The organism is Mongoliibacter ruber, assembly GCF_003003005.1.
Classification (GTDB): Bacteria; Bacteroidota; Bacteroidia; order Cytophagales; family Cyclobacteriaceae; genus Mongoliibacter; species Mongoliibacter ruber.
The window spans coordinates 1-25,810 of sequence record NZ_PVTR01000020.1; the positions used below are offsets into that span (position 1 = coordinate 1).

Here is a 25,810-nt window from a genome sequence, read left to right on the forward strand (position 1 = left end):
AATCTTTAAAAGTTGAAAATGTTAAAGGTTAAAGGTTGAGTTTGTGGTAGGTTGTAGGGCTGAGTAATTGTGAAATCGATGAACTGACGAATTGATGAATTGATGAATCGTGTATCTGCCTGCTGAAGGTAGGATTGATCAACTGATGTCTTAGAGGTGAATCGTTAAAAGTTGAAAATGTTAAAGGTTAAAGGTTGAGTTTGTGGTAGGTTGTAGGGTTGAGTAATTGTGAAATCCATGAACTGACGAATTGATGAATTGATGAATCGTGTATCTGCCTGCTGAAGGTAGGATTGATCAACTGATGCCCTAGAGGTGAATCGTTAAAAGTTGAAAATGTTAAAGGTTAAAGGTTGAGTTTGTGGTAGGTTGTAGGGCTGAGTAATTGTGAAATCGATGAACTGACGAATTGACGAATCGTGTATCTGCCTGCTGAAGGTAGGATTGATCACCTGATGCTTTAGAGGTGAATCGTTAAAAGTTGAAAATGTTAAAGGTTGATAGGATTGTGTCTGTTTGGAGTTTTAAAACCCTTTTGAGATATAAGCTCAAGACTCACAAATCCGGAGGCGCAACCTTCGGATAACGCACCTGTTTATTGTGCCAGAGGCACATCATGTAGGTAAAATTAACGCTAAAGTTTGTACACCGTCCTGTAGGGACGGCATGTTTCTCTCAACCCTCATTTATAGACTGAACCTGTCATTGACCACAGACTTTTTCATCCTTCCTCCTTTTCTCAATCCTCAAGCTACAATCTTCCCATTACCTATCGGTAAAATCTAAGATCTACAATCTAAAATCTTAACTCTAAAACCCTGAAAGCATCCAAACAAAAAAAAGAGCCGATCAAATGACCGGCTCTTTGGTTTTGAAATCAAATAAAGTTACTCACCCCCACTTACATTAAGGGTGATGTTACGGTCCGTGGTAAAATTACTTGCTGTCACCAATACAAACTGCATGGTAAGTGCTGACCCTGCAGCATCTTCCGGTATGGTATACTGGAATGTCTCCACATAAGAATCATCTGTATTCCAAGAGGTAAATGTCTTAGTTTCCACATTGGTAGCAGAACCGCCTGACATTCTATTCATCCTCAATTCAGTGGCATTTTCATGTTCTGAATAAATGGTAAGGGTAAATGTTACCGTTTGACCCACCGTGGGACTGGTGTTGGATGCGGTCAAACTCGCGATTGTTCCCACAGCTCCCACTACTTCGTATTCTGGCTCCACATCTTCAAGTATGCAAGAAGAAGCGAATACCAAGACCAGAAGTATTACTGCTATATTTTTCAAATTTTTCATAGTCGTTTTCATTTAGCATTTACATTTTACCTATCCCAGAAAACCCTGTCTTGATTAGTTGCACTTGGCACATTTGCAGAGTTGTTTACAATTTCCCTATTCGGATAAATAAACCTCCTTGGAAATGCTCCTTGAGTAGAGTTTGATGGGGATGGCTCTAAATTAGGTATTCCTGAAACTGTATTGGCAGCACCTACTGGTGTTGACCTTCTCCAATCTGTCCAAGCCTCAGTCTGCAAAAACAAATCAATATGTTTTTCCATCATGATTTTCTCAAAAGTAATGGAAGCGCCTGTTTCATTACCATACTCAGCCACATAAGCCTCATCTACACTACCTGTCACGCGCTGTATAGATGCCGCAACAGCCGCATTGTGCGCTTCAGCCGCTCTTTCTTGCTGTCCTGCACGCAGTGCCGCTTCCGCTTCTATAAACTTCAGTTCACTGTAATTCAACACTGGTGTTGGAGCTTCTCTGGAGTTTAAGTATGGTCCAGGTACTACCGAACCCTGAGGTCTTGAAGTAGAACCGTTTGGTGTTCCTACATAAAGCCCCGCTGTAGTCGGAGACACGAAAAACGGTAGTCTAGGGTCATCTTGATCCTCTCCTATCCTGTCTCTCAACATATCGATGAAATGCTGACTGATGCCCACATTGTTTTCACCAAAAGTGGTTTGAAAATATGGAAACCAAGGACCTGCGAATTCAGACCCAAAAACTACAATCGGCTGGTCTGCATTAGAACCAAAAGTTCCCGCATCAATAGCGGCCAGAGCAGCGGAGGCAGAACCTGCAGGATCAACCTTACTCAGGTGATTGTGATACCTGGCTTTCATGGCATTGGCCAACATGATCCATCTAGGTCTGGAGTTTTGCACCCAAAGCGCTTCATTATTGGCTCTGTATATCAAATCATTGGTGCTAGGGCTGGTAGTGCTTTCTGAATTAAGATCAGCTATGCCTTCATCCAACAGTTGTTGAACCCGTGCATATAGTCCTTCAGCGCTATCGAAACTCGGTTGGCTGATTTCGTCTAATTGCAGTGCCTCTGTATATGGAATATCATTCCAAAGGTCTACCGAATATCCCAAGATCACTGCTTCCATTATTTTTGCAGCTCCAAGGTAATGGGTAGCACCCGACTCAGCCGATTTCTCTTTGATGCTCTTGATATTGTTGAGGCAATTGGCATAAAACCTGTTCCAGGTAGCATCGCTCATATCAGCTATGAAGGAATAGTTATTCACTTGCTGCTGATCTCCCAACACTCCTGTCAGGTACTGCATCAGGATACTTGAAAACTGTGCTGATTCTCCATTGATTCCATAGACAAATGATGCTGTCACTGCAGGAAAAATAACCTGTATGGATGCATCAGTTGCCTGATTCGGGTTGGTATTGATTTCGTCAAAGGATTCACACGACACCAAGACGGCCACCAACATGAAATATATTAATATCTTATTTTTCATCTCTTTTCTTCTTTAATGTTAGAATGAAGCGTTTACAGTAAGACCGAAACTCCTCATGTTTGGAGTAGTGAAGGCATCCAAACCTACCGCGGTATTTGGTCCGCCAAGGTTAGTCTCTGGGTCAATCCCACCATAATTGGTGAAAAGAAGTAAGTTCCTTCCATAGACTCCCACAGAAGCTCTGCTCATCCCCATCCTGCTCGTGACATTTGAAGGCACACTGTAGGATAAAGTTACATCCCTCAACCTGATCCAAGAACCATCCTGAACCCATCTTTCGGTCAATTCTCTTCCGAATGAATTAGCTGCTCCAACTCCTTGGAAAGCAGCTTGATTTAGGGTCACAGGGATATTGTTCACCTGTCCATGGTTGTCTCCTCCCGGATTTTCAATTACACCATTGAAGATGGCTACTTTATTCCTGTCTAGAGTATGCTCGGCAACACCCGATCCATTCCCCATCCAAAAAGCAGTTACATTGATTACATCTCCGCCTTTTCTCACATCCCATAACATGGTAAGGTTGAAATTTTTATAAGTGAAGTTATTTCTCCAACCTATCAAGAAATCAGGGTTAGGATTTCCAATCATTACTTGATTTGGATCCATCATCGGGAAACCTTGTGGATTTACAAGTACATCCCCCTCATCATTTCTCAAATAACCATTACCATAAAATACACCAAATTGCTCACCTGGAATCAACCTGCTTTGAATCCTGGCACCAAACATATTGGTGACAATTGGCTCATCATTTGGAAGAGAAACTACAAAGTTCCTGTTTCTGGTAAAGTTGAAGATCATATCCCAAGAAAAATCACCTCTTTCCATAACATTACTGGTCAATACCGCTTCAATACCTTTGTTTTGGATCTCTCCAGCATTGGTCAGTTGTGAAGTAAAACCGGTAGATGCAGGAACAGGAACCGAAACAATCTGGTCCTGACTGATGGCATTGTAATACGTCACATCAAGTCCTATTCTATTTTCAAACAACCTGATGTCTGCCCCAATCTCGAAAGTATTGGTAAACTCAGCACGGAGATTATTATTTCCCGCCGCTTGGCTAAGCAATACCCCACCTACACCGTCTATCGGAAACCTTACGCCTGATGCATAACGTGTCCCGGTAGTGGCGATGTTATAGAATGTGTCTGTTGAATAAGCAGGAGGAATATTACCTGCACCCGCATAAGAACCTCTAAGTTTGGCAAAACTCAAAGTCCTACTGTCAATTTTCAACAAATCTGTCAAAACCACACTCAAACCTGCACTTCCGTAAGTGAATGAACGGTTGTTTGCAGGTAAAGTAGAAGCCCATTCATTTCTTACCGACAATTCGAGAAATATGGAATTCAAGTATCCCAAACTGGCTCTTGAAAATACCGCTTGGGTCATTCTTCTAAAGTCAGTTTTGGTGAAAATAGGGTTCTCCTGAGTATTGGCGATATTGAATAATCCTGGAATGGCGAAATTGGTACCATTCATAAACAGACTACTTGTGGAAGAAGAAAACATATTATGTCCTACCAAGAAAGTAGCCGAAAAATCTTCGCTCAAATCTTTGGAAGCTGACAAAATCAAATCTGAATTCAGGATTTGATCTGTATAGGTATCTTCATAAATTCTTCCGCCCAACGCACCACTTGCTGATATAGCAGCTCCGCCTGAGGATGAAGGTGCCCATATTTGAGTTCTTTCGTCATGCGAAAAATCAAAACCCAACCTATGAGTGATGGTCAACCAATCACTTGGTGTGATTTCAGTCTGAAGAAAAGAAATAAACCTGCTCACATTATCTGTGTAAGGGTTGTTGTTTACCGTCCAGAAAGGATTGTCAGGACTGAAAGGTCTACTACCGTCCAATGCACCTCTGAAGTTTCTTTGTTGACCATTGGGATAAACAAAACCTGCTGAGTTGTCAAAAGAAGGTGGTGTCCTATACAAACCCTGAATGGCATCAGAGAAGTTATCTCCCCTACCAAACTTGGTACTTGTACTGTTTACATAATTCACCGAACCTCCTATTTTGAATTTTTCAGTCAACCTAGAATCGGCAGTCAGTTTCAAAGAAGTCCTATTGAAGTTATTATTAGGAATGATACCTTCTTGGTACATATTGCCCGCAGAGAGGTAAAAAGACGACTTATCATCTCCCGCGGATACAGCCACATGGGTATCGTTGGTAAATCCATTCTGAAAAAATAACCTTTGATTGTCATATACAGGTACAGGTGCACCTGCATTAGGATGGTTCATGTCTACTATTGTACCATTTGGATCTTTCGCAAAAGGTGTACTTGCATCGTACCTTAAGGTAGAAATCGGTGCACCGTAATGGTTGAAAGTGGTGCCTCCATTGTAGACTCCGTTATCCCCTTGTGAATAGCGCAATTGCCCTGGAAAGTAATTCATAATACGGTCTGTAGAGGTGTTCGTAGAGATGTCTACTGTAAACCCTTTTTTTCTACTCCCTTTTTTGGTAGTAATCAATACCACACCAGTAGCACCTTGAATACCGTAAAGTGATGTTGCGGCAGGTCCTTTCAAGACTGATATGCTTTCTATATCATTTGGGTTGATATCTATTGCCCTGTTGGCATAATCAACACCGCCAGAAGTACCTATTGATGCCCTAAAAGAGTTGTTGATCGGAACACCATCCACCACAAACAAAGGTTGATTCTGTCCAGAAATTGATTGAATACCTCTGATAACTATGCTTGAACCTGCACCGGCAGAACCACCCTGACGGGTTACCTGTACACCAGCAACTTTGGCATTCAATGCATCCACCACATTTTGTTCTCGGGATGCGTTGATTTCAGCGGACCCGACCTCTTGCTGTGAAAAAGAAATCTTCTTCTTTTCCTGAGTAAGGCCAAAAGCCGTTACGACCACTTCACCGAGTTGCTCGGTATCAGGTGACATCGAAACATCTATCGTAGAACGATTATTCACTTGCACCGTGCGGGCACTGAAACCAATAAAAGAAAATGTCAAGACACTATTTTGGTCAGGTACATTGATGGAATAATTGCCATCAATATCGGTGACTGTACCAATAGTTGTGTTTTGAACCAAGATCGAGACCCCCGGTAGAGGCATCTCATCTTCCTGCGAAATCACTTTTCCACTAACCGTCAACCCTTGTCCATAACCAACATGGGTTATGCAAAGCGCGGTTAAGAAGAAAATCAGTAGAGTAAAATTTTTCTTCATAAAATTTTAGAGAATTTGAATTGAAAATAACATTAAAACAACCAGATAAAACCTGGACCGAAAACATCATACAGGATTACAAAAACAAAGCTTAGAGCCTTGAAACTAGCTTAAAAGCCTGTATTTCAACATATTTATATAAAATATGTTGAAATAAATATTGTGAATTAATCATCAAATTGCAATAAAATATTCACTTAAATGGTCAATAAAAATATTATTTTAACAAACATGAATTTTTCAATAGATTCAACTTTCTATCTCAAAATAGAATTTAATTACTCTATTTTCCAAGTATTTATGGATGTTGAGATGTTCATCCTTTGGATTCAAAAAGTAAAGAGAAGGATGGAGATTAAGACCAAAACTAGTTTTTGATTTTTTTAGATAAATGGTAGATATTTAGGAGGAGAGTAAATTCCGAAAAAGGTATGATTTGAAGGGAAATAGAAATGGAAGTGAGACCCTTCATCTGAGTTTTTCTGCGCTTTCTATAGTTAGTTTTTACAAGTCCACGCAATACCTTTCCCGTAGAGAATGCCGATTTTCTCAGAAGAAATACATAAACTACAAATTGCTTAAATTCAATTTTCAAAAAAAGAGAGATACATGTTCCAAGATTCAATTGAAAAAATAGCCGGTTTTACAAGACCTATACATACAATCCTGCGGACTTATTCCGGAAAGAAAGTTATTCCCGGCGCGGCAACTTTATTTTTTGTCAATGAAGAAGGCTATGCCATTACCTGTAAACACGTTGTAAATCAGCTTATTTCTTCTGAGAAACTGACTAATAATTTTAAAGCCTTCAAAGCCGAAAGAGACAAGCTCCCGAAAGACGGCAAGTATGCTAAAAAACTAAAGGGACTTGAACTAAAGTATAAATACAGTCCAGAATCAATTATTCAGGTCAAAAACACCTTCGTCGATTGTGTGGACTATATGTCAGGATTTACTACCCAAATACATCCCAAACTCGATTTGGCAATTATAAAATTCAACGACTACAAAATCCCCAAATACCAAAATCATGCAATATTCAAAAAGGATTCTTCTCAAATAAAACAGGGGGAATTTCTATGTAGACTTGGTTTTCCTTTCCCCGAATTCAATAATTTTAAGTACAATGAGGTAACTGATGATATTGAGTGGACCGCAACAGGGAAAAAAGGATCCCCTAGATTTCCGATTGAGGGAATGGTGACCAGATTTTTGGCTGATAATGAAGGGGTAAATGGCATAGAAATGAGCACTCCTGGCCTCAAGGGTCAAAGTGGTGGGCCACTTTTCAACCGAGAAGGAATTGTCTATGGCATGCAGTTTTCTACAAAACACCTACATCTCGGTTTCGATATAGTGGAAAAGGAAATTCTGTTTAATAATAAAATCAAAAAGGTATCTGACTATTCCTTTATTCACCTTGGACAATGCATTCATGTGGATAAAATCAAGGAATTCCTGACCCTGCATAAGGTGAAGTTTTATGAGGAGTAGAAATGGTATAGATTCTGTAAAAAAGTCGGAATAAGATGTAGGTGCCAGGAATGATGTGATTTTGAGATAGCGGAAATCGAAGTGTTACTTTTACCTTTCTTTATCCCTGATGTTCATTGTTATTTTTACCACTCCTCTCTAATTAAGTGGATGGATGAAAAGCATTTTGTAATCGCCACATCTTAAAAACACCCAAGACCAGTGAGTCCAAAAAAAAGCCCCTGAATAAATCAGAGGCTTTCATTTATGACAAACAATAATTTTATCTCAAAACTAAGGGTTCAACAGTTTCATGTAATTCTTCTGCTTTTTCCATGGTAATTTCCTTGGACTCCAATTCGGTATTGACCTTCTCTGCAAACTCACCATGTGGTCTTTCCGAAATATGAGGAGCAATGACCAATGCTACAATTGAAGTCAATTTGATCAAAATATTCATAGATGGACCTGAAGTATCCTTGAATGGATCACCTACAGTATCACCTGTCACGGAAGCTTTGTGTGCCTCTGAACCTTTGTACTGCATTACACCATCTATCATGACCCCTTTTTCAAAGGATTTTTTGGCATTGTCCCATGCACCACCGGCATTGTTTTGGAAAATACCCATCAATACTCCTGATACAGTAATTCCAGCCAAAAGACCACCCAATACTTCAGGACCAAAAGCAAAGCCTACAATCATCGGAGATAGCAAGGCAATGGCTCCAGGCAATACCATTTCTCTGATAGAAGCCTGCGTAGAGATTTCCACACACTTTTCATACTCAGGCTTGGCTTTGTACTCCATGATACCTGGGATTTCCCTAAACTGTCTTCTTACCTCATTTACCATATCCATAGCCGCTCTTCCCACTGCAGCAATACATAGGGAAGAGAAAATAAATGGAATCATGGCTCCTACAAAAAGCCCGGACAATACATCCGCTTTGTAAATATCTATAGAATCAATTCCTGCCAAGCCGACATAAGCAGCAAAAAGGGCCAAAGCCGTCAAAGCAGCTGAAGCAATAGCAAAACCTTTACCTGCAGCAGCTGTAGTATTTCCCACCGCATCCAACACATCTGTACGTTCTCTCACTTCTTTTGGCAAACCTGACATTTCCGCAATTCCACCTGCATTATCTGCAATCGGACCAAATGCATCTATGGCCAACTGCATGGCTGTGGTAGCCATCATACCGGCTGCTGCAATCGCAACCCCATAAAGGCCAGCTGCGAGGAATGAACCATAAATCCCCCCTGCCAAAACCAAAATCGGAAGTACCGTAGACTCCATGCCTACAGAAAGTCCTCCAATGATATTGGTCGCATGTCCGGTAGAAGATTGTTTGATGATGGAATTTACAGGTCTTTTACCCATGGAGGTATAATATTCAGTGATCATACTCATCAGTGCGCCTACGATCAATCCGATTACTACGGCTCCAAATACACCCATTTTTGTAAAAATTATCGAACCACCTCGGGAAAGTACCAAATCACCTTCGGGCAACATGTACATGATTATTGGATATGAGGCCGCTACGGTAAGTAAAATGGATATCCAGTTTCCTTTATTAAGTGCAGTCTGTACACTGTCTGTTTCCTTGCTGATATTGACAAAGAATGTTCCTACAATAGAAAACATCAAACCCAGACCTGCTATCACCAATGGCAATAGAATGGGTGCAATTCCACCAAAATTATCGGCAGACACTATTTCTCTACCCAATACCATTGAGGCAAGTATCGTGGCGACATAAGAACCAAAAAGATCAGCTCCCATACCGGCTACGTCACCCACGTTATCTCCTACGTTATCTGCAATTGTTGCAGGATTTCTAACATCATCTTCTGGAATTCCAGCTTCTACTTTACCTACCAGATCCGCACCAACGTCAGCTGCTTTGGTATAAATACCACCGCCAACACGAGCAAAAAGAGCGATTGATTCTGCTCCTAAAGAGAACCCTGCCAACACTTCAAGGGCGGTCTCCATAGCTGCACCATTGACATCTCCGCCAGTGGAAATCACAAACATATTATAAAAAACAATGAACAAGGCACCCATTCCCAAGACAGCCAAACCCGCTACACCCAATCCCATGACGGAACCTCCGGTAAAGGATACTTTTAGCGCTTGTTTTAGACTTGTTTTGGCAGCCTGAGTAGTCCTTACATTGGCCTTGGTCGCAATATTCATCCCCATATATCCGGCAAATGCTGAAAGCACCGCTCCGATAATAAAGGAAATCGCAATCACAGGACTGGAAGTTTCTACTAAAGTACCTGACCAACCTAAAATGATGGCTGCAATGACGACAAAGTATCCGAGTATTTTCCACTCAGCTTTCAAAAAGGCCATGGCTCCTTTGGCAATATGTTCTGCCAATTCAGCCATAGTACTGTCACCCGCATCCTGCTTAGTTACCCAAGCGGATTTGATAGCCATTACGATCAGTCCAATAATCCCCAATAAGGGCACCACATAAATAAACGTTTGTTCCATAAAGCTTTTTTTGAGTTTACTGTCAAATTATTAATCTAACAAATATATTACTATTCATATACCATGCAATCAAAACAGATAAAAGTCATAATTTTTTGATTGCAGAAGATTATTTGGTGATGTTCGGCAATTTTCCTTTTTCTTTTTTTGCCTAAAAAGCAAAACGGGAAAGACTTGCTTTCCCGTTTTGTGCTTTTCAGTTCCATGCCTTTTGCACTTCACTTTAATTGAAAACTACTTCTTCATATTCATTTTTAACCTGTAGAATGGTGCCATTATTTTTGTCTACGAAAAGGTATGCACCTATATTGTAAGGACTGTGTCCAGGCCTTGGGCCCGTCACTGGAGTCAATAGCAAATGGCCATCTCCATAGTCCTTGTGATGTAGCGCAATTTTGTAAGCATCCATTCCTCCTATTTTTTCTACACCCAAGACCTCAAGTTGAAACTCAGCTTTGACCGGATATACCGTCTGCTTGCGGATATTACGGTCTCCACCGCCAAATCCTGAGGAAAAACTGTTGGATTGTGTCAATTTGTAATCCTGAAAATCCAGTCCATAAGTTTTCCCCTCTTCAAATGCTATTCCTCCTATGATTTGGGCAAACATGGCCATATCCGCTAAATTTTCATTGTCTTCTTTTTCCAATGACTGTTTCCCCTGATCTTCATTTTCAGCCACAAATTGTAATTTCCCACTTCCTCGACTCAATAAAAGAGAGGTATTGGGCATCTGCGTAAAATATTCCCTTGAAACCAACTGACCTTTTGCATCAATTTGGGCAGTTCTTTCTCTTGCTTCGGAGATCATCCTTCTTCCACCACCGCATCGTTGTTCTGCAATAGACATGAGTTTATCCTGAATCTGATTCCCATCCAAGCCAGATATATCACCGATATCAAGTCCTTCTTTTGCCGCTGTTTCTGCAAAAATTTGCATCATTTCTGTTTCCTGATCACGATTAGGACCATCAGGACCATATTTTTCTTCTACAACCTTCTGGGCCGCTCCAAAAATCCTATCACAGTCCAGTTTTTCTTCCTCTTCTTCTTCAATCGGTAAAAAAGCCGCATACAATTGCTCTCCTTCCCATTTTTCTACAAATTTGAATTCTCCACTTTGATGGGTAAGACTAATTGCCGGAAGCTTTTTAAAACTATAATGTTCCCAAGCATCTAGGACTGTACTTGCATCTTGTTCCTGCGCAATTGCTTCATAATGGAAGCCATTTTCCAAGGCCTTTTCTGGATCGAAATAATAAGCACCCAAGTCCACGAAGGAATCATTTTCTTCTCCATAAAGGGCAACCACCCCTTTGATATTTGTAACTTTAATTGGTTCATTTTCTCGCATCAATAATTCCCCAAGGGCAAAATCAAAAAATGTAGTACCCTCAACTTCAGCAATCTGTTCTTGACTGAATTCATACAGGTCCATATCAATTGAAGCACCATCATATTGATTGACTTTGAGGAATTTGCTACCCATGGTGCCCAATCTATACAAGCCTTCTGTGCCTTCAAAACTCCTGACAGTAAATGAACTGATTTCCTCATCATCCAAATTGATATGCAGTCCTACATTTTGGTTTGTGACTTCATTATAGATAAGGTTGTATTGAATAGTACCCTCGATTGGGCCATTTGATGTCTGATAGGTGCTTTTGGTGGCCTCCTGAAAGGATATTTCCGAATAAGAAACCTGGTTTAATTCTGCTTTTAAACTAGTTCCCTCTCTTTTCGAAACAATATCAATACTGACTTTGTAATTACCATTGTCCTCTTTTTCTATCTCCATACTCTTGTCATATGAAATTCCTGACCTGCCAAAATCCCTCTCTACTTCCATACAACCTATTTCTCTGGTATTCATATCAACGGATGAAAGATTTCGTTTGCCCGTCACAGACTCCTCATCTTCCATTAGCAGCTCTCTAAAAGTAAAGCCTACATAAGGTCCTTCTTGGATACCACTCAGGAATATCACTGTGGGGCTAGTCAATTCCAAATGGTTCCCCTTCTTAGTCAAATGCATTTTATCAAAATAAAATACCCGTGTGTGCTCACCTTGAGTCAATTCAATCCTATTTGGCCATTCTGGGTTTCCTATAGTGAGCATAGCGGGACAGTCGCTTGCCTGGGCGGAAATACTTATCCAGCTTATCAGGAGCAGTGTGATTAACTTTTTCATTGTTTTTATTTAAAAATTAGAAGTTTGAGCTCAAAGGTTTTGAAACCATTCTTCATATTTATCTCCCAAAAACGGAAGAGGTTTCATCTCTCCGTTGACCGCAGACATAAGGCCCATGATCCACATGTAAATGGCTGCAAAAAAACCTACAAGGGCCAAAAGCCAACCGATAAAAGGCACCCAACTTACAAACCCTAAGGCTAGACCTGTCACAAACAAGCCGAGCATTTGCCTGATGTGAAATTGAGCAAAGGGATATTTTTTTTCCATATTCATGATAAAAGCCGCAATGAGGCCAATGACTGTAAGGTAAGCGATCACACCGATCTGCTTGCCTTCTACTTCTGGATTTGAAGTCATACTTGTGTGGGGTTTTGTTTAAAATTTGTTCTACTAGTTTGATAAAAAACTAAGAAACTTATATAATTTTCCAACATTTAAACTAATCATTATAACCCTAAAAATAAAGTTTAATTGAGTATTAGATTCCCGTCAATGAGGATGCCTCCCTTTACAACTAGATTTAAGTGCTGGTATGAATGCCGTTTTCATTTTGTTTTAAGTCAGTAAATCGGGAAATTGTAACTTCTAAAAAACCTATTAAACAATCTACTTCATACCTAATGAAATTACCTTCGAGGTCAAAAACTCTCCTTTTAATATTCCTACTAACCTTAATTGCAAGTGCCAGAAGCTTTGCCGATATCACTTTACCCAAGTTAATCAGTTCGGGTATGGTGCTGCAAAGAGACAGCCCTATCAAAATCTGGGGATGGGCGTATCCAAGTGAAACCATTCAGGTCATTTTTTTGGAAGAAACCCATCAGACCATTGCCGATAAAAATGGAAATTGGTCCCTGAAATTAAAACCATTGCCCTTTGGAGGGCCTTTCAATATGCTGTTGAAAGGGCAAAATGAAATTGTTCTGGAAGATATCCTGATCGGAGATGTGTGGTTGGCTTCCGGCCAATCCAATATGGAAATCAACATGCAGCGGGTCAGCCCCCTCTATGAGGAAGACATCAAATCTGCTGATTTTCCTTTTATCCGCTATTTTGAAGTACCTAAGAGGTATGATTTCAAAACAGAAAATGTGGACCTGCCCAGCGGTAAATGGCAGACCATCAATCAGAGCAATATTCTCTCTATTTCAGCCATATCCTTCTTTTTCGCCAGAGCTATTCACGAAAAACAAGGAGTGCCAATCGGCATTATCAACTCGGCTTTAGGTGGTTCTCCCGTGGAAGCATGGATTTCTGAAGAGTCCATCAAACAGTTCCCTGACTATTATGATGAAGTACAGCGTTTCAAAAATGATGACCTGATCGAAGAGATCGAAAGAAAGGATGCTGCAATTGCATCTGACTGGTACAGACGACTCAACCAAAATGACAAGGGTTACCAAGATCGCCTTCCTTGGTATGCACCAGAAACGGATTCAGATCAATGGAAGGAAATTGAAAACCCCAGCCTTTGGAAAGGAAGCGAACTAGAAGGAGTCAATGGAGTGGTTTGGTTTAGAAGAGATGTTGAGCTGCCTGCCAATTGGAGTGGAAAAGCAGCCAAACTTAATTTGGGTACATTAGTCGATGCTGATTCTGTGTTTGTCAATGGAAAGTTTGTCGGCAGCACAGGGTACCAATATCCGCCAAGACGGTACTCCGTTCCGGAAGGTGTATTAAAAACCGGTCAAAACACCATTGTAGTAAGGTTGATCAGCAATATTGGAGAAGGCGGATTTGTTCCTGACAAACCATATGAACTCGTCCTTGAAAGTGAAAAAATACCCCTAGAAGGAAAATGGAAATTTCAGGTCGGGTCTGTCATGGAAGCACTTCCTCCACAGACATTTATCAGGTGGAAACCAGTAGGATTGTTCAATGCGATGATAGCTCCCTTGAAGCATTTTACCAAAAAAGGAGTAATCTGGTACCAAGGGGAATCCAATGCCGATCGACCAGAAGACTACGCCAAGTTGTTTCAAACCATGATCAATGACTGGCGCAATAACTTTGGACAAGGTGATTTGCCTTTTTTGTATGTACAGCTGCCTAATTTCATGAAAGCCACAGCAAATATTGAAAACAGCAATTGGGCAAAATTAAGAGAAGCCCAGCTGCAGGCTTTGGCCCTACCGAACACCGGTATGGCTGTGGCCATCGACCTTGGAGAATGGAATGATATCCATCCGCTCAACAAAAAAGATGTGGCAGAAAGACTAGCCTTACTGGCTAGGTTTAACGTATATGGAGAATCTGATTTGACTGCATCAGGACCGATGTACAAATCGCATGTTATTGAAAACAATAAAGTAATACTATCATTTGAGCACATAGGAGAAGGGCTTGTGGCAAAGAATGGGAAGTCATTGAAACATTTTGCGATCGCAGGCGATGACATGGAATTTCTATGGGCTGAAGCCAAAATAGAAAGAAACCAAGTGGTCGTCTGGCATGAAAATATCACAAATCCAAAAGCCGTAAAGTATGCTTGGTCAGACAATCCTGAAGGTGCCAATTTGTTCAATAAAAGTGGCTTGCCTGCATCGCCTTTTAGGACAAGTGAAGAACTTTTTCATTGACCATATTCGAATTTTAGAAGAGCAAATCGGTGAAAATATCGAATTTCGAATGATGGATGATGAAATATAAAAAGTATCTAAAATGCATGAAATAAATCTAAGATGCTCAAGGCTGCGTTATCGGAAGGCTGTACCTTCGGATTACTGAGTATTGGGCTTTTATCTCTTTCTGAAATACTACCCTTAGGGAAAATATCGAATAATAAATTTTAAAAAAATGAGCACATTGACACCAAACTATATTTTTGAAAAAATCTCCACAGACGTGTCCTTTTTAAAAGGTTGTTTCCAAAAAGTCCTTCAAGACTTAGGAGAGAATGACCTGGCTAAGATCTTGGACAAGACTCTTGATAAGGACCTTATTACTGAAATGAGTTCCGACTTGGAAGAAAAGCATATTCAGGTATTGAGCATTTACCTACAACTGATGAATCTTGTTGAAGAAAATGCCGCAGTACAATTTAGGAGAAAAATGGAGGACCAAAAAAGCATGTCTTCCATCAGAGGGTCGTACAGCGAGACCTTCAAGAGACTTCAATCACTAGGGCTTGGAGAATCGGAAATCCTCGAAACTATCAAGCAAATACACCTTTCTCCTGTCCTGACCGCCCATCCTACTGAAGCCAAAAGGATATCGATCATAGAACTTCACCGGGATCTTTACCTCCAACTCGTTAAATTAGAAAACACTTCTTTTTCCAAAAAAGAAAGAAGCAGTATAGAAAGCGAAATCTCAGGACTTCTGGAAAGATGGTGGAGATCTGGTGAGGTATATCTCGAAAAACCAACCGTCAAAACCGAACGCAGCAATGTGATGCATTACTTTACCAAGGTTTTTCCACAGATCTTGGTGAAAACTGACCAACAATTGCAGCAAAGTTGGTTGGATGCAGGCTTTGATCCTAAGACCTTGTTACATCCTGAAAACTTCCCTCAGTTACAGTTTGGATCTTGGGTTGGCGGAGACAGGGATGGACACCCTTATGTGAGTGCGGAACTGACAGCTGAAACCTTAGCAGAACATCGAAAAGCTGCATTGCTCTTGATTCAAAATAAAATACTTGAACTGGGTTCAAAGCTTAGTTTCTCCAAAATCAGAAATCCTGTTCCTGAGAAACTTGAGACCGAAATCAGCAAGAAAGCCAAGGCCTTGGGGGATATTGGACAAAATGCACTTGACCGTAATCCACTAGAACCTTGGAGGCAATACATCAACCTGATTTTGGTCAAGTTGGACTTTACTGCAAATGGATCTTTGGAAAACCAGTACTCCAGTGCAAAAGAATTGTCAGCTGACTTGAAGTTTTTAAGGGAAAGTCTGATTGAAATAGGTGCCGAAAAAATCGCCAGCAAACTGCTCTTTCAGGTAGAAAGACTGGTGCATTGTTTTGGATTCCACTTGGTCAAACTGGATATAAGGCAAAATTCTGATTACCATGACAAAGCCATGGAGCAAATCCTTCTAAAGGCATTTCCCAATCGGAAGCCATTTAGGGAGTTGACAGAGGAAGAAAAACTTGAATTTATCAATGAAGAGTTGAAAAGTAACAGGCCATTTGCCATCGGTGGTGAACGGTTTGGCGAAGAGGCGGACAAAGTATTGGATTGTTACCGGGCTGTAAAGGCGCATACCGACCAATACGGCAGCGATGGCGTAGGGGCATTTATTGTATCCATGACCAGAAGCATGAGGGATTTGCTGACAGTCTACCTGCTGATGCGTGAAGCAGGATTAGACCGAAATGTGTTCCAGGTAGCACCTCTTTTTGAGACCATCGAGGATTTGGAAAACTCCGCATTAATAATGGATAGCTACCTCTCCCACCCTGCTTATCCCAAAGCCGCTGTTCAGGAGATTATGCTTGGCTATTCGGATAGCAACAAAGATGGCGGCATCATCGCCAGCCGATATAATATCTACTGCACAGAGGAGGAATTGAGTAAGGTGGCAGAAAAGTATGCTGTCAAGTTCCGTTATTTTCATGGTATAGGCGGCACAATCAGTCGTGGAGGTGGCAAATACCACAGATTCCTTGAAAGCATGCCTCCAGGAAGTCTCAGCGGTGAAATGAAACTTACTGTACAAGGTGAGACCATAGCTCAACAATTTGCCAACCTGATCAACGGTACCTACAACATGGAAATGTTGCTCTCTGGTATGTTACTGCAAACTGCTTATAGCCTTTATTTAAAACAGCCCAATGGTTTCCCCTTGGAATCACTGAAGGTCCTATCTGATCAGTCACTTCAATTTTACAGAAAATTGATAGAACACCCTTCCTTTATTGATTTTTATGGGCAGGCTACTCCTATTGACGTATTGGAATTGAGCAAAATCGGATCGAGGCCATCAAGAAGGACAGGAGCACGTTCACTGGCAGACCTTAGAGCGATTCCATGGGTATTCTCATGGAGCCAATCCCGATTCAATATTACAGGCTGGTACGGCATAGGTCAGGCCTTAAAAACAATGAGAGAAGGTTCTCCCGAGTCTTATCGGAAACTTAAAGACAATGCTGAATCATGGCCATTGCTAAGGTATATCCTGATTCAGGTGGAGACCAATCTGATGAACGCTGATTTGTCGATCATGAAAGCTTATTCCGAATTGGTTTCGGATGAGGTAGTGAAAAAAGAGATTACCACCAACTTGATTGAGGAGTACCACAGGAGTTTGGAAGAGATCCAGATGATGTTTTCAAGACCACGTGAAATAAGGAGAACGAGTCAACTTGACAACCTGAAGAGAAGAACTACAGCCCTTCAGGCCTTGCATCAGTTGCAAATTCATGAATTGCAGGCTTGGAGAAAAGTCAAGGAAACTGATTCTGAAAAAGCTGAAAAGATGGTCAAAAGGTTATTGGAAATCACAACAGCCTTGGCAAGTGGGTTGAAGAATACAGGTTGATTGGTGGTATTTACAGAAAGGAAATGACAGATGGTGTACGTCAACCTGAACCGGAGCCTACCTAGTGTAGGCAGGCTTTCACTACGTTCAGAATGACGCATCTTACAATCTGTTATCTTGATCTAAAGAAACATCTATTGCAAATCGCAAAGAGCAGCAAAAATCAACCACTAATATTAAGGATAAACACAGATAAAAGAGCTTTGTCTCTGCTTAAATCAGCGAGAACTTCGAACAGTAAAGATTATTTTCAAAACTGCCAAAGCAAACAGTACCATTGCACAAATGGGTAATAAAATCAAATAATACCACATAAATACACCACCTCCACTATTTTCATCCCACATACTTTGGCCTTCTCCTTTAAACAAAAATGCCATGGAAATAGGGATCATGAAAACAAAGGCATTCAGGATAAGAAACGCATTGAGAACATACTTTCTCTTCTTATTGTCATCTCTTAAAAACAGCAGTCCAATGCAAACAGCTGGAATGGAAAAAAACAAAAGTGCTATTAACATACGTCTAAAATTTATTGTGTCAAGGCCCCTACCAATGACATAAACTAGGGCTCGTCACCCTGATCCCGATAGCTATACGGGAGAAGGGTCTCATTAGCTGTAAGGTAGGAGATCCATTACCTCAGCATGCTCTGATTCAGGATGGCGTACATAAACTGTCATTCCCTTTCTGTAAATGCTAAATTTTAAATACTACCAATGACTTCACATGGGGGATCTATTTTGTCATCAAGAAATCATGAAGCAATCCAACTTATGGCTAAACCCATTCTTTAGGCTTATCCTATCAGCTTGCCGATCAAAACACCAAATACTATTCCTCCAATTACTAAAACCCCTCCTCCAAAAATCATCAAAATAGAGTAAAATGTAGTTAATCCTGAGACAGACTTTCTGACTTGAATAAAGTATTTATCAATACCCATTTTCTGAAAAGGAGTAATTTTCCCTGCCACTTGTTCTAGTAAATTTATACTTTTCCCTTCACTCAGGACTAATGCAAAATTCCCCACAGGTGCATCAAAAGTAAAAAGCTCCATGCGGCCTTCAGAAAAACCATTGACATGGGCCCGCATTAAAGTAGTCCTAATAGGTACTTCTTCCTCCGTATCTACATTTAAAACATAGGGCCGAAATGAATCCACAGGAGTTTTTTTAAACAATTGACCTTTTTGCCAAATAGAAAACTTACCTGCCTCTTCAATGGAAAACTTTCCATATCCTTCTTCATATGAAATTTCCATCAACAAGTCCCCGTTGATAGATTGAATTATATTTTTAACTCCTTTGATCAGGAGAAAAGCTCCAATTGGAACTAGGCAAAAAAAGAATATTCTCAAAAAAATCACTGTCATGTTGTAGAGCGTAGATTAGATTGTTAATCAGACTTAAGAATTAGTGCAAGATAATATTTTCTTGATATTTGAAAATAAATATATATACGCAAAACAACGCGCTTTAAGGCACTTCATTTTTCTGACTATGATTATTCTAAAATCTTTGAAATACTCCTACAAGAATTGGAGAAAAATGAAGATTGCGTAAAGATTATTTGGAACTTGAGATAGGAAAGCCTTACTTCTAGAAAGTTTTGAAGGAGTAGAAATGGAAAAACTATCTTTTTTTTGGAATGAGTTAAAATCAACCTTTTGGTTTCTTCCTATAGTCATCATAGTTGTGGCCATAGCAATCGCCTTGTCATTATTGAACTTGGATCAAAATATTGACATGCCGGAATTCGGCATATGGAAATTTATTTTTATCGAAAGTCCAGACTCAGCCAGAAGTGTGCTGACTACTATTTCTAGCGCAATGATTGGAGTGACAGGAACAGTTTTTTCTGTAACGCTTGTGGCTTTGACCATTGCTTCCAATCAATTTGGTTCAAGGTTGATCAAAAACTTCATGCATATCAGGCTTAACCAAGTGGTCTTGGGCACCTATGTAGCCACTTTTGTTTATTGCCTTTTTGTATTGAATGCCATCAAGGAAAATGACAATATCGACTTTATCCCGAGATTTTCCATTTTAGTTGCATTGGTTGTGGCCACCTGCAATATCATCCTTTTGGTCATTTTCATCCATGGCATTGCTGTTATGATTCAGGCAGACAATGTTATTGCCAATATTTCAGCATCCATTTCAAAAGACATTGACACCCTTTTTCCTGAAAAAATCGGCGATGAACAGAAAACACTAAGAGATGATGAAATAGACAACTACAAGAATTCATACAGATTCAAAACCAAAATAGCTTCGCCCAGAAATGGCTACTTACAATACATAGATGGCAAATCACTCATGGAAAAAGTGGTGAAGCTGAACGGTATGATAGAGCTGTATTTCAGGCCTGGTTATCATCTGGTAAAAGACGAATACTTAGCCACACTGTACACAAATGAAGAATTGGTTACTGATGAAATCAAAAAAATCCAAGAACAGTTTATCTTCGGCACCACAAGAACCGCACAACAGGACATGGAATTCTCCATCCATCAAATGGTAGAAATCGCATCCCGAGCACTTTCTCCCGGCATCAATGATCCATACACTGCAATTTCATGTATAGACAACCTGAGTTCAACGCTTTCCTACCTCAGCCACGCCCAGTTCCCATCCCCATTTAGGTTTGATGAGGAAAAAAAACTCAGGGTAATCGCCAACACGATGAAGTTTGAAGGTTTGATGGACGCTTCCTTCAATCAAATCCGGGAGTATGCGAAAGGCTCTACCATTGTCATATTCCGACTGATGGATGCCTTGATCACGATCAACAAATTCACCGAACAAGGCCATCAAAAAGAGGCAATACGCAAACATGCGAGAATGGTGATGAATTTAGGAAAAGTTTCAATCGCTGAACAGAGCCTAGTGGAAGAATTAGAGGAGAAGTACGAGGTTTTTAAAAACTGAAAAAACTAACCCTTAACATAAAGGATAAACACAGATAAAACAGCTTTGTCTCTGCGCAAATCAGCGTACTCTGCGGGAAATATTTTGGACAGAAGCCTAAAACTCTAATTCTCCATCCCTACTTTCAAAAATCACTTACCTTCTCATGTCGATCGTAGAGAGACATCTATTGCAAATCACGAAAAGCAGCAAAAATCCAAACAATAATTTTCTTTTAGGTATCTAAAAGATATATTTAGGAATGAATCTATTCTTTTAATTTTTTCTGATGCACAAAAAGAGTTTAAGTGAACGAGACATTTGTACCAAATTCATCACACCAGCACTGAAAAATGCCGGTTGGGATATTCAAAAACAAATCAGGGAAGAAGTGTTTTTTACCGATGGACGCATCATCGTGCAGGGTTCCCTTCATACACGGGGAACTCGCAAGCGTGCTGACTACATTTTGTACTACAAAAAAGACATCCCCCTTGCCATCATTGAAGCGAAGGCCAATACCAAAGGAGTTGGTTCAGGTATGCAGCAAGCCTTAGAATACTCCGAAATCCTCCAGATTCCTTTTGTTTTCACCTCCAATGGAGACTCTTTTGTTTTTCATGACAAAACCAATCTGGATGCAAGAGAAAAGGAAATCCCTTTGGATGAGTTCCCATCACCTTCCACCCTTTGGGAAAAATATTTGAATTACACAGATATCAATACTGCAAAAGCACGTGAAATAGTAGAGCAAGATTACTATGTGGATGATTCTGGTATGAATCTGAGATATTATCAGGCAAATGCTGTCAATAGAACCATTGAGGCTATAGCTAAAGGTCAAAATAGGATTCTTTTGGTCATGGCTACTGGGACAGGGAAAACATACACTGCTTTCAACCTGATTTGGAGACTTTGGAAAACAGGCATCAAAAAGCGAATCTTATTTTTAGCGGATAGAAATGCCCTACTCACACAGACCAAAAATGGTGACTTCTCCCCTTTCGGAAATGATATTATGCATATCATCAAAAACCGGAAAATTGATAAATCCTACCAAATCTACTTCGCATTATATCAAGGATTGACAAGCAATGAGGAAGAGAAAAATGCATACAAGGAGTTCAGCAAGGACTTTTTTGATCTGATCGTAGTAGACGAGTGTCATAGAGGATCGGCTTCTGAAGCATCAGCTTGGCGAGAAGTTTTGGATTATTTCGAAGGCGCAACTCAGATCGGTATGACAGCTACGCCAAAAGAAACCAAAGACATCTCCAATATGGATTATTATGGAGATCCTGTCTATACCTATTCGCTCAAACAGGGAATAATGGATGGTTTTTTGGCTCCTTATAAAGTTGTGAGGATTACAACCAATTTGGATGAGGGTTGGCGTCCTTCAGCAGGTATGTTGGATAAATTTGGCAATGAAATCAAAGACAGGATATATAATCTGAAAGATTATGACCGCAAAATGGTCATGGATCAACGAACACAGTTGATAGCGAATAAGATCACAGAATTCTTAAAAGCTACTGATCGATTTGCCAAAACCATTGTCTTTTGTATAGACATAGAACATGCACAACGCATGCGTCAGGCATTGATAAACGCCAATGCTGACCTAGTATCAAAACACCCGCATTATGTTGTCAAGATCACTGGAGACGATGAAGTAGGCAAACGTGAGTTAGACAATTTTACAGATGTGGAAGAGCGATTCCCTGTAATCGCTACAACTTCAAAAATGCTAACTACTGGTATTGACACCAAGATGGTGAAGCTGATTGTACTTGAAGCGAATATTGCTTCCATGACAGAATTCAAACAGATCGTGGGCCGAGGTACAAGAATCAGGGAAGCCGAAGGGAAGCTCTATTTTACCATTATGGATTTCAGAAAAGCCACCAATCTATTTGCTGATCCAGAATTCGATGGAGATCCCGTTCAGATTTACGAACCTGGAATTGATGATTCTCCGGTGCCACCCGAGTATCCTGTGAGAGAGGAGGAAGATTTGGATGCTGAAAATGAGTTTAGGGAAGCCGCACCTGCTGGTTTACAGCCTCCCCCAGATATCAGCATAAGAGATTCGGACCCTGATTCCGAACCTAAGAAATACTATGTCAACGATGTAGAGGTGTCTGTCATCAATCAACGTATTCAATATTTTGGGGCGGATGGAAGGTTGATCACAGAATCTTTGAAAGATTATACCCGCAAAAACATAGATCAAAATTTCAGCTCTCTGGATGTATTCATTCAGCGCTGGACAGCAGCAGATAAAAAAGAAGTTTTGCTTGCCGAATTGGCCGAACAAGGGATTTTATTGGAAGCACTTCGAGAGGAAATCGGCAAAGAAATGGATGATTTTGACCTGATTTGTCACATTGCTTTTGACCAACCTGCCTTGACGCGAAAGGAAAGAGCAGAACAAGTGCGCAAGAGAAACTACTTTGCAAAATATAGCGCAAAAGCGCAAGCGGTACTAAATGCCCTTTTGGATAAATATGAGCAAGAAGGGATCACAACTATCGAACAAGGCTCTATCCTCAAAGTTCAGCCAATCAATAAATTAGGCTCACCTGTGGAGTTAGTGAGAGCTTTTGGGAAAGGGAAGGATTTTGAAAATGCAATCAAGGAATTGGAAAAGGAAATTTATCAGATAGCGTAATGAAGTCCTTTAATATTTAGCTAGGAAGATGAGCACATATTCACAGATTTATATTCAAATAGTGATAGCTGTCAATGGGCGGTATAGTTTGATTTCTCATACTTGGGAGGAAGAATTGTATAAATACATCACAGGAATAATCACAAATAAGGGTCAAAAATTAATTGCAATTAACGGTATGCCGGACCATGTTCATATTTTAATAGGTATGAAACCGTCATGTTGCTTATCAGATTTGATTCGAGAAATAAAAAAGGCGTCGAATGCATTTGTAAATGAAAAGAGATTTATCAAATCAAAATTTGAATGGCAAGAAGGCTTTGGTGCTTTCTCCTATTCTCAATCTGCATTGAATCATGTGATTACATATATTCAAAATCAAAAAGAACATCATAAGAAAAAAACATTCAAAGAAGAATACATTGATTTCTTGAAAAAATTTGAGGTTGATTATAATTCAGCGTATTTATTCAAATGGATAGAGGAAGAGGATTAGAAAGATTTGACCTCGAAGAGGTCACATGTTTATAAAAATGGATAAATGGCAACGATATTTTGACCTCGAAGAGGTCATATGTTTATAGAAAAAGTTCCTCTCATGATCAATTCGACCCCTACGGGGTCGCATCACGTATCGTCGGAATATTGCTATAAACATATGATCCCTTTGGGATCAATAATTAAATATGATATCAGGAAAAACCATGTCCTCAAATAGGTCGCATATCTATAAAAATAAATAAATGATCAACGATATCCCGACCTCGAAGAGGTCACATGTTTATAACAACCGTAATTTAGACGATCAATACGACCCCATCGGGGTCGCACCATTCGTTGCCGAGACACTGCTATAAACATATGATCCCCATGGGATCAAAAATATAAATGAATATAAGGCCAAATAACCTCGACCTCGAAGAGGTCACATGTTTATAACAACCGTAATTTAGATGGTCAATACGACCCCTCCTGGGTCGTACCCTCGCTAACATATTGAAACTATAAACATGTGACCCCGCTGGGATCAAAATTGAAACGATTTATACAATTGGTCTCAATGGGATCAACAAACAAAAATAAATGACCACAATCACCACCAATATCAAAGGCATCCGTGACATCATGCGGAAAGACACAGGAGTAGATGGGGATGCACAGCGCATCTCGCAAATGGTCTGGATGCTCTTTATGAAGATTTTTGCAGATAAGGAAGAAGAATGGGAAATCACCATCGAAGGCTACCAAAGCCCGATTCCTGACCAATTCAAATGGCAAAACTGGGCAGCCAATGAAGAAGGCCTGACCGGAGATGCATTGATGGACTTTGTCAACAATGAGTTGTTTCCAGCCTTGAAAGAACTGGATTTCAGCATCAGTCCTCAGGCCAAGATTATCCGATCTGTATTTGAGGACACCTACAACTATATGAAAAACGGAACGCTCTTCCGTCAGGTGATCAATCAAATCAACCGCATCGATTTCAACAGTTCCAAAGACCGTCATTTGTTCAATGACCTCTACGAAACTATCTTGAAGGAACTGCAATCAGCAGGTTCATCAGGTGAATATTACACCCCTCGGGCGGTGACACAGTTTATGGTGGATATCATCAATCCCCAACTCAAGGAAACCGTTCTCGATCCGGCTTCTGGTACGGGTGGATTCCTTACTTGCACCATAGACCATAAGAAGAAATTGGTGCAAAATGACCAAGACGAGCGTGACCTGCAAGCCACCATCCGTGGGATAGAAAAGAAACCCCTACCCCATTTGCTCTGCACGACCAACCTGATGCTGCATGGCTTTGATGTGCCTGCGGTGCGGAGAGATAATCTCCTCAGCAAACCCTATGCAGACTGGGGAGCAAGTGACAAAGTGGATATCATTTTGACCAACCCTCCTTTTGGCGGAGTGGAAGAAGATGGGACGGAAACCAATTTCCCACAGAAGTTCCGAACCAAGGAAACAGCCGATCTATTCTTGGCCTTGATTATTCGCTTGCTGAAAGATGGCGGAAGATGCGCCGTGGTCTTGCCAGATGGGACGCTCTTTGGTGAAGGTGTCAAAACCCGCATCAAAGAAGAACTGATGGAGCGCTGCAACCTGCACACCATCGTGCGCCTTCCCAATGGCGTTTTCAACCCCTACACGGGGATCAAGACCAATTTACTCTTCTTCGAAAAAGGGCAACAGACCAAAGAGATCTGGTACTTTGAGCATCCCTATCCTGATGGAGTGAAGAGCTACAACAAAGGCAAACCGATTCATATCAAGGAATTTGATTTAGAAAAAGCTTGGTGGAATGATCGGGAAAATGAAACCTATAGCCAATATGCCTGGAAGGTTTCTGCTGAAGAGATCAAAAACCGAGGCTACAACCTGGACATCAAAAACCCACATCAGGTAGCCGATGACTTGGAAAGTCCTGAAGTCCTGCTGAAAAAATATCAAGCCACTGAAAATAAGATCTCAGACATCCAAGACGAGATTATCAAAGTCCTAACAGAAGCCCTACGCTAAGCCATGCAGTTATTAGAACATTTTAAAGAAC

15 protein-coding genes are annotated in these 25,810 nt (G+C 40.5%); 7 read left to right on the forward strand and 8 right to left on the reverse strand.

Annotation, left to right across the window (positions count from 1 at the left end; all coding sequences use genetic code 11):
- Positions 1-887: 887 nt before the first annotated feature.
- Genes CLW00_RS20190 through CLW00_RS20200 form a run of 3 tightly spaced genes read right to left on the reverse strand, consistent with a single transcriptional unit; the run spans position 888 to position 6,004 of the window.
- Positions 888-1,310, reverse strand: coding sequence for a hypothetical protein (locus CLW00_RS20190; RefSeq protein ID WP_146131467.1), 423 nt, complete (start codon positions 1,308-1,310; stop codon positions 888-890).
- Between the two features lie 26 nt (positions 1,311-1,336).
- Positions 1,337-2,782 (reverse strand): SusD/RagB family nutrient-binding outer membrane lipoprotein, encoded by a 1,446-nt coding sequence (locus CLW00_RS20195; protein WP_106135532.1) that lies wholly within the window; start codon positions 2,780-2,782, stop codon positions 1,337-1,339.
- An 18-nt stretch (positions 2,783-2,800) separates the two neighbouring features.
- Positions 2,801-6,004 (reverse strand): SusC/RagA family TonB-linked outer membrane protein, encoded by a 3,204-nt coding sequence (locus CLW00_RS20200; RefSeq protein WP_106135533.1) that lies wholly within the window; start codon positions 6,002-6,004, stop codon positions 2,801-2,803.
- Positions 6,005-6,613: 609 nt separating this feature from the next.
- Here CLW00_RS20200 and CLW00_RS20210 point away from each other — a divergent pair.
- Entirely contained in the window at positions 6,614-7,498 is an 885-nt protein-coding gene (locus tag CLW00_RS20210) for a trypsin-like peptidase domain-containing protein (RefSeq protein WP_106135535.1), read from the forward strand.
- Between the two features lie 262 nt (positions 7,499-7,760).
- Here CLW00_RS20210 and CLW00_RS20215 read toward each other — a convergent pair whose 3' ends face one another.
- From CLW00_RS20215 to CLW00_RS20225, 3 genes are all read right to left on the reverse strand, one after another.
- A complete protein-coding gene (locus CLW00_RS20215; protein WP_106135536.1) occupies positions 7,761-9,989 on the reverse strand; it encodes a sodium-translocating pyrophosphatase in 2,229 nt (742 codons plus the stop codon).
- A gap of 223 nt (positions 9,990-10,212) precedes the next feature.
- Positions 10,213-12,180, reverse strand: coding sequence for a hypothetical protein (locus CLW00_RS20220; RefSeq protein ID WP_106135537.1), 1,968 nt, complete (start codon positions 12,178-12,180; stop codon positions 10,213-10,215).
- 30 nt (positions 12,181-12,210) lie between these two features.
- Entirely contained in the window at positions 12,211-12,540 is a 330-nt protein-coding gene (locus tag CLW00_RS20225; protein WP_106135538.1) for a DUF4870 domain-containing protein, read from the reverse strand.
- A gap of 263 nt (positions 12,541-12,803) precedes the next feature.
- On the opposite strand from CLW00_RS20225, the gene CLW00_RS20230 reads away from it, so the two are divergent.
- Positions 12,804-14,762: a sialate O-acetylesterase gene (locus CLW00_RS20230; protein ID WP_106135539.1), complete on the forward strand. Its 1,959-nt coding sequence runs from the start codon at positions 12,804-12,806 to the stop codon at positions 14,760-14,762.
- A 217-nt stretch (positions 14,763-14,979) separates the two neighbouring features.
- Positions 14,980-17,670, forward strand: coding sequence for a phosphoenolpyruvate carboxylase (locus CLW00_RS20235; protein ID WP_106135540.1), 2,691 nt, complete (start codon positions 14,980-14,982; stop codon positions 17,668-17,670).
- A gap of 218 nt (positions 17,671-17,888) precedes the next feature.
- On the opposite strand, the gene CLW00_RS20240 is transcribed toward CLW00_RS20235, so the two are convergent.
- Positions 17,889-18,191 (reverse strand): hypothetical protein, encoded by a 303-nt coding sequence (locus CLW00_RS20240; RefSeq protein ID WP_106135541.1) that lies wholly within the window; start codon positions 18,189-18,191, stop codon positions 17,889-17,891.
- Between the two features lie 278 nt (positions 18,192-18,469).
- Entirely contained in the window at positions 18,470-18,934 is a 465-nt protein-coding gene (locus CLW00_RS20245) for a hypothetical protein (protein WP_146131468.1), read from the reverse strand.
- Positions 18,935-19,295: 361 nt separating this feature from the next.
- Here CLW00_RS20245 and CLW00_RS20250 point away from each other — a divergent pair, with 361 nt between their 5' ends.
- The 4 genes from CLW00_RS20250 to CLW00_RS20265 all read left to right on the forward strand — a co-directional run bounded on the left by CLW00_RS20250 (position 19,296) and on the right by CLW00_RS20265 (position 25,779).
- Positions 19,296-20,603 (forward strand): DUF2254 domain-containing protein, encoded by a 1,308-nt coding sequence (locus tag CLW00_RS20250; RefSeq protein ID WP_106135543.1) that lies wholly within the window; start codon positions 19,296-19,298, stop codon positions 20,601-20,603.
- 268 nt (positions 20,604-20,871) lie between these two features.
- Positions 20,872-23,256: an EcoAI/FtnUII family type I restriction enzme subunit R gene (gene hsdR / locus CLW00_RS20255; RefSeq protein WP_106135544.1), complete on the forward strand. Its 2,385-nt coding sequence runs from the start codon at positions 20,872-20,874 to the stop codon at positions 23,254-23,256.
- 28 nt (positions 23,257-23,284) lie between these two features.
- The gene (tnpA, locus tag CLW00_RS20260; protein WP_106135545.1) at positions 23,285-23,752 is read left to right on the forward strand and encodes an IS200/IS605 family transposase; all 468 of its coding nucleotides are present in this window, start codon (positions 23,285-23,287) and stop codon (positions 23,750-23,752) included.
- Between the two features lie 587 nt (positions 23,753-24,339).
- Positions 24,340-25,779, forward strand: a complete 1,440-nt coding sequence (locus CLW00_RS20265; RefSeq protein WP_106135546.1) for a class I SAM-dependent DNA methyltransferase — start codon at positions 24,340-24,342, stop codon at positions 25,777-25,779.
- Positions 25,780-25,810: the final 31 nt, after the last annotated feature.

Excerpts from the sequence above, each read along its gene's own strand:
- CLW00_RS20245 (WP_146131468.1), bottom strand. The coding sequence starts at position 18,934 with ATGGAAATTTCATATGAAGAAGGATATGGAAAGTTTTCCATTGAAGAG.
- CLW00_RS20195 (WP_106135532.1), bottom strand. The coding sequence starts at position 2,782 with ATGAAAAATAAGATATTAATATATTTCATGTTGGTGGCCGTCTTGGTG.
- CLW00_RS20230 (WP_106135539.1), top strand. The coding sequence starts at position 12,804 with ATGAAATTACCTTCGAGGTCAAAAACTCTCCTTTTAATATTCCTACTA.
- CLW00_RS20250 (WP_106135543.1), top strand. The coding sequence starts at position 19,296 with ATGGAAAAACTATCTTTTTTTTGGAATGAGTTAAAATCAACCTTTTGG.
- tnpA (WP_106135545.1), top strand. The coding sequence starts at position 23,285 with ATGAGCACATATTCACAGATTTATATTCAAATAGTGATAGCTGTCAAT.
- CLW00_RS20210 (WP_106135535.1), top strand. The coding sequence starts at position 6,614 with ATGTTCCAAGATTCAATTGAAAAAATAGCCGGTTTTACAAGACCTATA.
- CLW00_RS20200 (WP_106135533.1), bottom strand. The coding sequence starts at position 6,004 with ATGAAGAAAAATTTTACTCTACTGATTTTCTTCTTAACCGCGCTTTGC.
- CLW00_RS20235 (WP_106135540.1), top strand. The coding sequence starts at position 14,980 with ATGAGCACATTGACACCAAACTATATTTTTGAAAAAATCTCCACAGAC.
- CLW00_RS20220 (WP_106135537.1), bottom strand. The coding sequence starts at position 12,180 with ATGAAAAAGTTAATCACACTGCTCCTGATAAGCTGGATAAGTATTTCC.
- CLW00_RS20225 (WP_106135538.1), bottom strand. The coding sequence starts at position 12,540 with ATGACTTCAAATCCAGAAGTAGAAGGCAAGCAGATCGGTGTGATCGCT.
- CLW00_RS20265 (WP_106135546.1), top strand. The coding sequence starts at position 24,340 with ATGACCACAATCACCACCAATATCAAAGGCATCCGTGACATCATGCGG.
- CLW00_RS20215 (WP_106135536.1), bottom strand. The coding sequence starts at position 9,989 with ATGGAACAAACGTTTATTTATGTGGTGCCCTTATTGGGGATTATTGGA.
- hsdR (WP_106135544.1), top strand. The coding sequence starts at position 20,872 with ATGCACAAAAAGAGTTTAAGTGAACGAGACATTTGTACCAAATTCATC.
- CLW00_RS20240 (WP_106135541.1), bottom strand. The coding sequence starts at position 18,191 with ATGTTAATAGCACTTTTGTTTTTTTCCATTCCAGCTGTTTGCATTGGA.
- CLW00_RS20190 (WP_146131467.1), bottom strand. The coding sequence starts at position 1,310 with ATGAAAAATTTGAAAAATATAGCAGTAATACTTCTGGTCTTGGTATTC.